Below are 11,685 nucleotides of genomic sequence, written 5' to 3'. Positions count from 1 at the left end.
TATTTTCTGTGGTTTCTTCGTGACTGGTCGTGAATCGAAAGGTCATGCAGGCGCGAGACCGGCGCAAAGCTGCCACGGGAAGCCAAGTGCGGCTGCCTTCCGCTTTCCATAAGGTGCGCGGCCAAGCATCCGCGAGGCCAGGTTCCCGCATCTTCGTTTGCGGTCCCTCCATCGGTGCATCGAGCGCGCCGCTTCACCGGCCACGTTTTGATCACTCGTCCTCAAGATGTGCTTGCGTGTTGACTGGAAGAACGCAAGGGCGAGCGATCCGCTCCATTTCGTGTTGGTGCGATCTCCCGGAACAGCGGAGGCAGCTTTCCTCCAGAGCGCCTTGCAAACCACAGTGATCGATCCGAACAGGAGTAGTTCCATGCAGAGGAAAGTTGCACTCATCACCGGCGTCACAGGACAAGACGGTGCCTATCTCGCGGAGTTTTTGCTCGGAAAAGGTTATGTGGTGCATGGCGTCAAGCGCCGCTCCTCCTCGATCAATACGCGGCGGGTGGATCACCTCTACGCCGACCCGCATGAAAATGAGGGGGAGAACTTCTTTCTCCATTATGGCGATGTGTCCGATGCGACCAACGTCATTCGCCTCGTCCAGGAAACCAAGCCGACGGAGATCTACAATCTCGCGGCGCAGAGCCACGTTCAGGTGAGTTTCGAAACGCCTGAGTATACCGCCAGCGCCGATGCCCTCGGGGTATTGAGGCTTCTGGAAGCGATACGCATCCTCGGGATGGAATCGGACGTACGCTTCTACCAGGCATCGACCTCCGAACTTTTCGGCAAGGTCGCCGAGGTGCCTCAGCGCGAAACGACGCCCTTCCATCCGCGCAGTCCCTATGCCGTGGCGAAGCTCTATGCCTACTGGATGACGGTGAACTACCGCGAGGCATACAAGATGCACGCCTCGAACGGCATCCTCTTCAATCATGAAGGACCGACACGCGGCGAGACCTTCGTCACGCGCAAGATCACGCGAGCGGTTGCCGCAATCGAGCGCGGTGTGCAGGACCGTCTTTATCTCGGAAATCTCGACGCCACGCGCGACTGGGGGCATGCGCGCGACTATGTGGAAGGCATGTGGCGAATCCTGCAGCAGAAGGAACCCGACGACTATGTGCTTGCGACCGGTGAGACGCATTCGGTCCGCGAGTTTGCGGAACTCGCTTTCGGGCATATCGGCCGGCCGATTGAATGGATCGGTCATGGCGTCGACGAAAAGGGCGTTTGCGCGAGAACGGGGAAGATCCTGATCGAGATCGATCCTGCTTATTTCCGGCCGACGGAAGTGGAGACGCTCCTTGGAGATCCGGCGAAGGCGCACCGTCGTCTCGGCTGGCGGCACAAGACGAGCTTCCCCGAGCTGGTTGCGGAGATGGTCGAAAGCGATCTTGCGCTGCTCAGCGAGGAAACGGGAGTGCTTGAGACGGCGGAACAGCGTTCGCGGGCGCAGATCAAATGGAGTGCCGCCGGTGCATAAAGATCCGTTATACAGCCTGAAGGGCAAAAGCGTTTGGGTCGCCGGCCATCGAGGCATGGTGGGGTCGGCCATCGCCGATCGCCTCAAGAAGGAGGATTGCGAAATTCTCGCGGTGTCCCGGAGCGAGGTCGACTTGCGGCGGGCCGAGCAGGTCGAAGCGTGGATGGAGCGTATGCGGCCGGACGCCGTTGTTCTCGCGGCTGCCCGCGTTGGCGGCATCTTCGCGAACGATTCCAGTCCGGCGGATTTCATTTACGACAACATCATGATCGAGGCGAATGTCATAGACGCCGCCCGCCGGTTCGACGTCGAGAAGCTCGTCTTTCTCGGTTCCTCCTGCATCTATCCGCGGCTTGCCGCGCAGCCGATATCGGAAAGTGCGCTTCTCTCCGGTCCGCTGGAGAAGACGAACGAGTGGTATGCGATCGCGAAGATCAGCGGCGTCAAGCTCTGCCAGGCCTACAGACGGCAGCACGGGTGCGATTTCATCTCCGCCATGCCGACCAATCTCTATGGGCCGCGTGACAATTTCGACCTGATGACGAGCCACGTTCTGCCTGCCCTGATTGCAAAGGCGCATGTGGCGAAGGAGGAGCGGGCGGCGTCTCTCGATGTATGGGGTTCCGGGTCGCCTCGACGGGAGTTTCTCTATGTGGACGATGCGGCGGACGCGGTCGTGCACCTGATGAAGCACTATTCGGGCGAGGAGCATGTGAACATCGGCACGGGTGTCGACCTGCCCATTGCAGATCTCGCCCAGCTCGTTTGCGACGTGGTGGGCTTCCGGGGCGCGTTGAGGTTCGACGTATCGAAGCCTGACGGCACGCCACGGAAGCTGCTCGATGTAAGCCGGATTGCGGAACTCGGCTGGAGGGCGCGCGTCTCTCTCGAGGAAGGTATCGAGAGAACTTATCTCTGGTACCTGCAGAACCAGGCGGGACCTCGCGTGCGGGCACATGTCGAAGCGTGATCAGAACCGCTATATCGGCATCGATCATCTGCATGACGATCTGGCGGGCCGGTCGACCCGGGGCGGCGCCGTAACCATCTTCGCCCAGATCGTCAAGGTGGTCGTCCAGCTCGGGACGATCGTGATCCTGGGGCGTCTGCTCAATCCGCATGCCTTCGGCTTGATCGCGATGGTGGCGGTGGTCCTGACCTTCGTGGAGGCGTTCAAGGATCTCGGTCTTTCGACGGCAACGATCCAGCGCCAGAACATCACTCACGGGGATGTCAGCACCCTGTTCTGGGTGAACGCTTCGCTCGGCACCGTGGCCGCTCTCATCGTCTTCGCTGCGGCGCCGCTTCTGGCGTGGTTCTATGGCGAGCCGGAACTCACCGGGATCACGCGCTGGCTCTGTCTCGGTTTTGTGCTGGGCGGATTGTCGACACAGCATCTCGCCTTGCTGCGCAGGCAGATGAAGTTCTCGGCATTGGCCTTCATTCAGGTCGGGGCCGAGATTGCAGGCATGTCCGCGGCCGTGTTTGCGGCATATGAGGGAGCCGGCTACTGGTCGCTTGTCGTTCAGCGCCTGGTATGGGCGCTGTTGATGCTTGCGGGCACCTGGGCCTTTTGCGGCTGGCGCCCCGGTCCTCCGATGAGACTCGGCAAGGTGAAGGAGTTGCTGGGGTTTGGCGGCAACGTGACGCTGTCGAACCTGATCAATTATTCGACGCAGAATCTCGACCAGGTGCTGATCGGCTGGTACTGGGGCGCGGCGCCGCTCGGCCTTTACGATCGTGCGCACCGGTTTCTCCTCGTGCCCATAAACAATCTCAACACCCCTCTCTTTGCCGTCGCGATGCCGGCGCTGAGCCGGCTCGCGGGCGATGCGGTGCGCTACCGGCGGGCCTATCTGATGATGATCGAGAAGCTGATCATGATCACAATGCCGGGTGCGGCACTGCTGATCGCGATTCCCGATGTCGTGGTGCGGGTCCTCTTCGGTGAGAAATGGCTTGGCGCCGCGCCCATTCTCGGCTGGCTCGCGATCGCCGCTCTCTATCAACCCGTGAGCTACACCTGCAGCTGGCTGCTGATGTCGCAGAACAGGACGGGCGAGATGCCGGCGCTGGGGCTGATCGGCTCCTGCGTGACCGTTCTTGCGGTGGTGCTCGGTCTGCCTTTCGGTGCGGTGGGCGTTGCCGCGGCCTATGCGCTGAGCGGACTTTGCTTGAGAGTGCCATTCCTGTTCTGGGTGGTGGGACGCCGGGGGCCTGTGAGTTCCTCCGATCTCTACAGGGCGATGATGCCTGCAGCGGTTGCTTCCGCGCTGGTGCTCGTTGCGATCTGGTCGCTGCGGAAGCTGCATATCTTCGCCGCGATGACGCCGCTCGAAATGCTGTTTGCGACCGGTTTCATTGCGATGGCGCTCGCCTTGGCCGCCTATCTGATCCTGCCGCAGGGGCGCGAGGCGATGCGGGATTTCCGCAGGCTCTCCGGCTTTTTTCTGAAGCGGGGGGCGAATGCGTGACATGGAAGCGCGAAGGCGGCCGCAGGCCGAGGCCCCGATGACCATTGCCCTTGCACAGCGGCCCTTGCGCATAGCGGTCTTCGCCTATGAATTTCCGGCTCTGAGCGAAACTTTCGTCCTGAACCAGGTCACGGGGCTCATCGATCGCGGCCATCACGTGACGGTGTTCGCCACCGCCGCGCGTGCCGATCCGATGGTCCATCCGGACGTCGTCTCCTATGGGCTCGACGCCCGCATTCGCTACCGGGCGATGCCTGCCGGCCGGATAGAGAGAGTGATGTCGGCGCCGGCCTTGGCCGCCCGCGCCGGCCCTGGAAACGCGATGTCGTTTCTCAGGTCTCTCAACGTGGCGCGTTATGGGGACGATGCGCGCTCGCTCAGTCTCTTCTATTGGTCTTGTGCGTTGCAGGCGCGGGAAGAGTACGACGTCATTCATTGCCACTTCGGCACTGTCGGACGCGAGGTCGCCTTCCTCCGCGAAATCGGTGCGATAAGCGGCAAGCTCGCGGTGAGCTTCCACGGGGTTGATATGAGCGCATGTCTTGAAGCGGGTGACGGGCTCTACCGCCACCTCTTCGAGAATGCCGATCTGCTTTTGCCGATCTCCGAACATTGGCGGCGCCGCCTTCTCGAAATGGGCGCCGATCCGGCGCGCATGCGGGTTCACCGGATGGGGATCGACCTTGAACGATTTCCCTTCAGGCAGCGGCCTGCCTCGCGCGACCGGGAGTTCCAGGTTCTGACGATCGGCCGTCTCGTCGAGAAGAAGGGAATTGAATATGCACTGCGGGCCGTAGCCGGGCTTGCGGACAGCGGCGTGCCGGTGCGTTATTCCATTGTCGGGGATGGCCCGCTGCGGCGACAGCTCGAAGAGCTTGCCGCCGAACTCGGCATCGCCGGACAAGTACACTTCCTTGGATGGAAAGATCAGGCATGCGTTGCCGCGCTCATGAAAAAGAGCGATGTCCTGCTTGCGCCAAGCGTGACGGATTCGCGCGGGGATCAGGAGGGCATTCCGGTTACGCTGATGGAAGCCATGGCGAGCGGGGTACCGGTGGTCTCAACCCGGCATAGCGGCATTCCCGAACTCGTCATCTCGGGAGAGACGGGCTTGCTTCTCGAGGAGCGGGATGTCTGCGGCCTCCGCTCCGCGCTGGCGTTTATCTGGCAAAATCCGCGGCATGCAGAGGAACTCTCCGTGGCGGCGCGGGCGCGAGTTGCCCGCGAGTTCGACGTCCGCATACTCAATGCGCGGCTCGAAGCGCATTACAAGGGCCTTCTCGCCGCATCGGGAACGGCGGAAGGCCAGCGTTCCTGAAGCTTTAGGCCTTCGCTCCGCTGTGCGGATTCGTCCCCGACATCGGTGGGAGCGATCAGCTCCGCGACGTGGCGAGCTGCGTCGGCGGCGCTGCGGCGTTCCTTGTCCACGGCGTTCCAGACCGCCTCATGGCGCGCGCGCCAGACAGGCAATGCCGCCTCGAAAGCCTCGATGAGCCGTCCGGAGCTGATCGTCTCGATATCGAGCGCCAGGTCGCCCAGACCGAGACGCTCGAAGAGTTCGGTCGTCTTGAATTCATACGCGATCGGGAGAACGGGCGTACCGGCGCAGAGCGACAGAATCGCGAAGTGAAGCCGCGTGGAGACGACGAAGTCCTGCTGCCGCAGATGATCGAGGAGCTGGGCCGTTCTGTGGAAGCCGCGATCGCAGACGACGTGTTCGGCGACGTGCTTCGGAAGACGGGCGGCGATGCCGGCGGCCACGAGGCCATCATCTGCCCAGTACTCCGGTGTCCCCTGGCAGGTCGATATGAAGGTGACCTTCGCACCGTGCCGCAGGACAAGATATTCGGTGAAGTCCGCCATGGCGGAGAGATAGGCCTCCATTCCCTCCTGTGCCGGGCGCGAGTGGAAATGCGGCCAGGTCCGCACCGAGATCGCGACGCTTCGCGGGCTCTCCTCGAAGGTGGGAGCGGTTTTCGCGATGTCTTCGGGGGCGAGGAAGAAGGCAGCGTCGGCGCAAAGCCTTGTCCGGCCGGCGTCGATGCCGAGCGCTTCCAGCGCTTGCCGTGATCTTTCGTCGCGAACCAGAACAAGATCGGCCTTGTTCAGGACAAGGCGCATCAGCGACCGCCGCCTTCCGGCAGGGAAGGGGCCAAGGCTCTGGGTAAAGAGAACAAGGGGGCGCTTCATCGCCCGGGCAAGGAGAAGATTGAAGAGCTTCGAGTAGACCTCGTAATGCGGGACGAGATAGGTGCCGCCCGACGAGACGACGAGATCGGCCGCCGCATAATCGTCGAGACCGCGCCTCATGCCGGCCGGCAGCCAGGAGGTCAGCCATCTTCCCGTCGCCGTGCGGCGTAGCGGCGCCAATGCCAGAAGACAAAAGCTGATCGCGATCTGCGCCTTCCGCCGTGCCGACAGGCGTTCCACATGCGCAAAGAGCTGAGGGCGAAACCGGACGCCGTCGTGATAGCGGGAAGCTGCATCCGCGTCGATGTCATGAACGACAAAGGAGGTGTCTTCGCCCAGCATGCGTTTCAGCATCGCCATGGTCGCCGTGAGGATCGCGGCATCGCCCCCGTTCAGCGCCGCGGCATTCAGGATGAGAACCGTGCGTGCCTTTCCTGGCTGCACGTTCGACCCCCTTTCGGCGTTGCTCATGCTTCGTTCTCCTAGGTTCCAACGAGTTTGCCGTCATCGTCTGCAACGGGCGCTCCCCGCTTCATGCGAAGATTGCCGCCCGCGTCGACCCAGAGGCGGTAATCGCCGAGGTGAACGAGATTCATGCCGTTCCAGTCGCTGCCGAAGACGGCCCCTGCCTGTTGTCCGATGCGTACGCTCCGAAAGGCGCCGGTATGATCGATTTCGCCGCGACACCCGATCACAGTCGCGCGGCCGGTGCCGCTGCTCTGCAGGGCGGCGAGCCTGGAGCCGGATGCACTGCAGCCGATCATGGTCACGTCGCCGACGATGTAACTGCGGACGAGATGGGTCTGGTAGTGAATCGAGTGCGAGGTGCAGCCGACAAGCGCGCCGAAGTTCGATATCCGCGCTCCTGCATCGCCAGTGGCCTTGCTGCCGGCCTTCATGTGGTTGTTCTCGAAGCCGCAATGCGAGAGAAGAGGGCAACCGTTTGCTGCGGAAAGGCCGAACAAACCGTTCTCGAGGAAGTAGCAGCCGTGGAAACTCGCATCGTTCGCGGGACTTGAAAGAACGGCGCCGTGGTTTGCATTGCCGCCGAAGACCGAACCGAAAACATGGATCGCCGAGAGCACGCCTCCCGCATCGCCGTGCTTCAAGACGGCTCCGGTGCCTCCGTTATCGCGAAAATAGCAGTTGAAAATCTGGCCCTCGAATATGTTGCCGATCATATTGAGGCCGTCGCTTCCGCAATTCTCGACAAAGATGTCGCGAAGGCAAAGGTTGTAGATGTAAGCACCTTCCCGGTTGCAGTCGAAGACGAGCCCGCGCCCTTCGCTGCGATTTCCACGTATGGCAAGCCCTTCCATCAACAGGAAACGTGTCGTGGCGTGGCTGGTGATGGTGAGGACGTCCGAGCCGTCGGTGATGCCGGAAAGGAGCGTCGCGCCATGCGCAAGAATGCCATGCGGCTGCGTGACGTTTCCTGTGGTCTCGCGCCGGTATTCGATCCGCAGCGGACGGCTCACCCTGTAGCGGCCAGGCGGGATAACAAGAAAGGAGGGGGTGGCCGCATTCAGTACAGTGTCGATTGCGCCTTGCAGCGCATCGGTTACATCGGTGAGGCCGTCACCTATTACGCCGAATTCGAGGACGGAGCGCAGGCCGACGACGCCCGCGGCGGCGGGGGCCAACGGCGCGGCAAAGGCGCTCGGGCTAGTCAGCAGCAGAGCTGCGGCACCGCCACTCGCGAATAGATCCCTGCGATTCATCGCGGCCTCTCATGCATTGCCTGTAAAGGGAGGTGTAACGGTGGGCGACGGCGTGAATATCGAACTCCGCCTCGATTTTCGCGCGTGCGGCGCCGCCGAGGTTCCTGCCGCGTTCGATCTCGTCCATGCACCATGAAATTCCGGCGGCGAGATCTCTCGAACGGAACGGCTCCGCCAGATAGCCGTTGAGGCGATGGTCGACGATGTCGAGAGGGCCGCCGCTTGCGAAGGCAACGACAGGGGTACCGCAGGCCATGGCCTCGATCAGTGTCTTGCCAAAGGCTTCCTGCAAGGAAGGCATGACGGCGACATCGGCTGCCGCGTACAGGCTGGCGAGCTGGTCGTCCTGGCCGACATATCCGACAAGCTTCGTCTCGATGCCGGTATCCGGCAGTTCTTCGGGAGAAAGGTTCCCGAAGACGACGAGCAAGGTGTCGCTCGCCCGCGCTGTCTGACCGAGCTGGCTGAGGGCGAGGATGAGTTCGGGAAAGCCTTTACGGCGATCTTTCGTGGCGTTGATGGCGCCATAGAGAAGAATGCGCTTGTTCGGCGGCAGGTTCCACTCCCGGCGCGCCGCCTGCTTGTCGATAGGGCGGAAGTGCGTCGTATCGAGTCCGTTCGGGATGACCGTCAGCGGATAGTCGCGAAGCAGAGGGCTTGCGCGGGCGCAATCGGCGAGCCAGCCGCTGATCGGCGCCAGATGGAGATCGAGGGAGCCCCAGTTCGCCTCCTTGAGGCGCCAGGTTTGCCGGCTGAGATCGTCCTCGTCGAGCGACCGGAGCTGCGGGCAGCGTCCGCAGCCCACGCGGTAGCGTTCGCACCCGGCGGTGTAGTGGCATCCGCCGGTCAGGGGCCACATGTCGCGCAATGTCCAGACGATGGGCCGGCCGATCTGGCGCAGGCCTTCGATTGGCAGGAAGCCGGCGCCCACCCAGTGGAGATGCACGACGTCGGGGTCGACCTCGCGGATGATGTGATCGACGCGGGCGGGAATCCAGCCGAGAGACCAGAAGGATTCTTCCGTCTTGTCGTAGCGGTAGAGGGGGAGGCCGTCGAGACGTCCGCGCAGGCGGGCAGCCAGACGATCGGTCCGCGTCGGCAGGGGCAGGATGGTGCCGTCCGGACTCGTCTTGCGTCCGACCATCATCACGGAGTCGACGCCCTGCGCCCGAAGTGCCTGGTGCAGCCAAAGCGATCCGCGTGCGGCGCCGCCATCCGCGTCGAATGTGCTGAGGTGAAGAACGCGCATGGGCCTGGTCCTCATGTGGTGGCCTCGCGGGCGGTCCAGCCGGTTTCCCGCATCTGCGGTGCGTCCGCTCCCTGACGTCGCCCAACCGGCTGCCGCTTCGAAAGAATGGCGATGACGGAAGCGAGAAACATGACCGACCATGTTCGCGGTGAGACATAGGCCCCCATCGATTGACCGAACACGATCCATGCGACCCAGCAGAAGGTGACGGACGGCACATCGAGGCGCTTCAGGAACCAGCTGAAGGCCGCGACGAGCGCCAGCCCCCAGCCGAGACCGAAGTAGATCCAGTGGGACCAGAAATAATTGGTGATGATGTGTGCGACGTCGTCGGTCGCCCAATCCGGCGAGAAGGCGGGCGAGCTCATGTAAATCGCGACGATGTCGTTCCCAAGATATTCTTCGCCGGTAAGTCCAATACCCGTGAAGGGATGCCTGGCTATGGTCGCGAAGGCGGTGAGCGCCGGTCCGATCTCGCGATAGAAGAAGCTCGGGTCCGAACCGAGAAGAACCGCGTCAAGCCGTTCCGCGAAAAGGGTCGCACCCGCCCAGAGCCCGACGCCCAGCAGAAACAGGGCGAGCGCGGGCAGGGCGACGAGACGCATGGAAGCACTTCCCGCGCCCTCCGCCCTGCGCGCGTTGAGCAGGAGTTCGCAGGCCGCGATAAGGGGCAGGACGAGAAGCAGTGTTGGCCCGCGCATGAGAAAATAGGCGGCGGCCAGAAATGCCAGGGCGAGCGGAAGCCTGAGCTTTGCCGTCGAGAGGCCGTACCAGCCAAAAAGCAGGAACGAGAAGCCGAAGGTGAGATAGGAAGGTTCGGAGGTGAAAAACTTCGGCCGGATCATTCCGTAGAGAAGTTCATCGCGCCTGTCCGAAGCGTAGACGCCGAAGTCGTAGAAGCGTTCTCGGAAGCTGTCGCTGACGGCCTTGAATGCAGTGTAGTTCTCGAGTGCCGTGCCGGCCAGAATGAGCAGGCAGAGGATGAGGAAGATGCGAGCCAGCGCCGCCCGGTCGTACCGCGTCGCGACGATGAAAAAGCCGTAGCCGGCGACAAATGAATAGGCGAGCTGGATGAAGCCTTTCAAACGTTCGGTGAAGAAGGCGTAGTCGGGCGCAAAGAAGATCGACAAGAGGTAGAGAAAGAGAACCAGAAGAAGCGCTCCGAGGTGCCGTTCCTCGATCCAGTTCACGTGCCGCAGAAGCAGAAGTCCGCTGGCGGCCGCTGCCGAGAGCGCCGGAATGGGTACGCCCGCACCCAGCGACACCTTGAGACTGAGGTAGATGCCGATCAGGAATCCGGCAACCAGGATGCTGTCGAGGATGTCAGGCCGCTGCGTCATCCCGGAGACCTTCAAGGGCGTTTATCGATGAGCGGAGCCGTTCTCCGCGTTCGCGCCAGTTGAAGGCATCGCGGCAGTCTTCATAGGCGCGGTTCTGCAGGCTGTTGAGCAACTCGAGGTTGTCGATGGTGTCGGCGATGCCGCGAGCGAGAGACACGTAACTGTCGTGGAACAGCCCGCTCTTTCCGGACACGAGCGGCGTGCCCGCAATCGATCCGTCGAGCGCGGCGATCGGTGTGCGGTTGAAAATGTAGTCGAGCACCTTGAGCTTGAAGCCGCCGCCGCTGAGTTCGGGGACAACGGCGATCCTGGCTTCCTCGAAATAGGATGTCGTCTCGGCGACGCGTCCCACGATGTCGACGCTCGGATGCTTGAGGCGCAGGCCGTCGAGAAAGGCCTGGTTGCCCCCACCGACGACCTGGAGCTCGATATTCTGCGCGGCGAGGACCGGTTCGGCCACGGCGAGGAAGTCGGCGAGGTTCATCTGCTTGGCAATCCAGTCGAAGCTGCCGACGAGGACGGCGCGCCGCGGGACAGCGTCCGTTATGTGTCTCGTCTCCCTCTTGCGGCCGGCGTAGCCCGGCGTCAGGACGTCAATGGGCGTTCCGGGCGCTTCGGCGCGGAACTTCGCCGCATCCTCCGGCGTAATCGCCGTCACGAGATCCGAATGGGAAACGAGCTTGTGCTCGAGCTGGCCGGCCTTTTCGGCGTCGTACAGAATGATCGGCTTCTTTGCGGGGTTGCCGGCATAGTTGCGAGCGACAGTCGTGCGTGTGCTCTGCTCATGGTTGTGCGAGATGTAGATGAGGCGCGGGCGCTGGCCGTCGGCATAATGCGCAAGGCAGTGGCTCAATGCCCAGCCGCTGTGAAGGCCGTCGAAGATGATGCAATCCCAGGTCTCGCGCGCGAGCAGGAGGTTCAACCGGTCCCGCATGGCAGGCGTTGCCGGACGGTGGGCAATATGGGGCAGCGACGAGAAGACGCTGAGCCATGGCAGGTAGCGCTCCGCCGGCACCAGCGCCCAGCGGATGTTGCCCTCGACATGGCCGTCCCGGCGGTGCGAGGCGTGATGCGCTGTGCTGAGCACTGTCACCTCCGCACCTGCAGCTGCGAAGGCGTCGACGAGGCGGCCGGAATAGATGCGCTGACCGTCATGTTCCGGCCAGGGATCGATCCATGTGAGCCACAGACATTTCATTGAGGTTCCCTCCGCTCCTGTGAACGC

General features: G+C 62.7%; 9 protein-coding genes. 4 read left to right on the top strand and 5 right to left on the bottom strand.

Annotation, left to right across the window (positions count from 1 at the left end):
- Positions 1 to 370 precede the first annotated feature (370 nt).
- The 4 genes from gmd to ACKUUH_RS06130 are packed head-to-tail and all read left to right on the top strand — an operon-like array spanning position 371 to position 5,278.
- On the top strand, positions 371 to 1,486 hold the full coding sequence (gmd, locus tag ACKUUH_RS06145) for a GDP-mannose 4,6-dehydratase (protein ID WP_407949001.1): 1,116 nt from the start codon (positions 371 to 373) through the stop codon (positions 1,484 to 1,486).
- On the top strand, positions 1,479 to 2,456 hold the full coding sequence (locus ACKUUH_RS06140; RefSeq protein WP_407949000.1) for a GDP-L-fucose synthase family protein: 978 nt from the start codon (positions 1,479 to 1,481) through the stop codon (positions 2,454 to 2,456). Before gmd ends, ACKUUH_RS06140 begins: the two co-directional genes overlap by 8 nt.
- The gene (locus ACKUUH_RS06135; protein ID WP_407948999.1) at positions 2,443 to 3,960 is read left to right on the top strand and encodes a lipopolysaccharide biosynthesis protein; all 1,518 of its coding nucleotides are present in this window, start codon (positions 2,443 to 2,445) and stop codon (positions 3,958 to 3,960) included. The genes ACKUUH_RS06140 and ACKUUH_RS06135 overlap by 14 nt, the downstream gene beginning before the upstream one ends.
- Before the next feature lie 37 nt (positions 3,961 to 3,997).
- A complete protein-coding gene (locus ACKUUH_RS06130) occupies positions 3,998 to 5,278 on the top strand; it encodes a glycosyltransferase (RefSeq protein WP_407948998.1) in 1,281 nt (426 codons plus the stop codon).
- On the opposite strand, the gene ACKUUH_RS06125 is transcribed toward ACKUUH_RS06130, so the two are convergent.
- From ACKUUH_RS06125 to ACKUUH_RS06105, 5 genes are read right to left on the bottom strand one after another with little or no spacing between them, the layout of a single operon-like run.
- Positions 5,227 to 6,621, bottom strand: coding sequence for a polysaccharide pyruvyl transferase family protein (locus ACKUUH_RS06125; RefSeq protein WP_407948997.1), 1,395 nt, complete (start codon positions 6,619 to 6,621; stop codon positions 5,227 to 5,229). The two genes, ACKUUH_RS06130 and ACKUUH_RS06125, sit on opposite strands and share 52 nt — an antisense overlap.
- Positions 6,622 to 6,632: 11 nt before the next feature.
- Positions 6,633 to 7,871 (bottom strand): glycosyl hydrolase family 28-related protein, encoded by a 1,239-nt coding sequence (locus tag ACKUUH_RS06120; protein ID WP_407948996.1) that lies wholly within the window; start codon positions 7,869 to 7,871, stop codon positions 6,633 to 6,635.
- The gene (locus ACKUUH_RS06115) at positions 7,816 to 9,120 is read right to left on the bottom strand and encodes a glycosyltransferase family 4 protein (protein WP_407948995.1); all 1,305 of its coding nucleotides are present in this window, start codon (positions 9,118 to 9,120) and stop codon (positions 7,816 to 7,818) included. Before ACKUUH_RS06115 ends, ACKUUH_RS06120 begins: the two co-directional genes overlap by 56 nt.
- Positions 9,121 to 9,131: 11 nt before the next feature.
- Positions 9,132 to 10,460: a hypothetical protein gene (locus tag ACKUUH_RS06110; RefSeq protein WP_407948994.1), complete on the bottom strand. Its 1,329-nt coding sequence runs from the start codon at positions 10,458 to 10,460 to the stop codon at positions 9,132 to 9,134.
- A complete protein-coding gene (locus ACKUUH_RS06105; protein ID WP_407948993.1) occupies positions 10,444 to 11,658 on the bottom strand; it encodes a glycosyltransferase in 1,215 nt (404 codons plus the stop codon). Before ACKUUH_RS06105 ends, ACKUUH_RS06110 begins: the two co-directional genes overlap by 17 nt.
- Positions 11,659 to 11,685 lie beyond the last annotated feature (27 nt).

It is taken from the genome of Parvibaculum sp., assembly GCF_045863935.1.
Lineage (GTDB): Bacteria > Pseudomonadota > Alphaproteobacteria > Parvibaculales > Parvibaculaceae > Parvibaculum.
Note: the sequence above shows the minus strand (reverse complement) of the source record. Positions and strands in the feature narration are given on the sequence as shown.

What these genes read in the sequence shown, in the direction of transcription:
- ACKUUH_RS06105 (WP_407948993.1), bottom strand. Translation starts at nt 11,658, where the DNA reads ATGAAATGTCTGTGGCTCACATGGATCGATCCCTGGCCGGAACATGAC.
- gmd (WP_407949001.1), top strand. Translation starts at nt 371, where the DNA reads ATGCAGAGGAAAGTTGCACTCATCACCGGCGTCACAGGACAAGACGGT.
- ACKUUH_RS06130 (WP_407948998.1), top strand. Translation starts at nt 3,998, where the DNA reads ATGACCATTGCCCTTGCACAGCGGCCCTTGCGCATAGCGGTCTTCGCC.
- ACKUUH_RS06110 (WP_407948994.1), bottom strand. Translation starts at nt 10,460, where the DNA reads ATGACGCAGCGGCCTGACATCCTCGACAGCATCCTGGTTGCCGGATTC.
- ACKUUH_RS06135 (WP_407948999.1), top strand. Translation starts at nt 2,443, where the DNA reads ATGTCGAAGCGTGATCAGAACCGCTATATCGGCATCGATCATCTGCAT.
- ACKUUH_RS06125 (WP_407948997.1), bottom strand. Translation starts at nt 6,621, where the DNA reads ATGAGCAACGCCGAAAGGGGGTCGAACGTGCAGCCAGGAAAGGCACGC.
- ACKUUH_RS06120 (WP_407948996.1), bottom strand. Translation starts at nt 7,871, where the DNA reads ATGAATCGCAGGGATCTATTCGCGAGTGGCGGTGCCGCAGCTCTGCTG.
- ACKUUH_RS06115 (WP_407948995.1), bottom strand. Translation starts at nt 9,120, where the DNA reads ATGCGCGTTCTTCACCTCAGCACATTCGACGCGGATGGCGGCGCCGCA.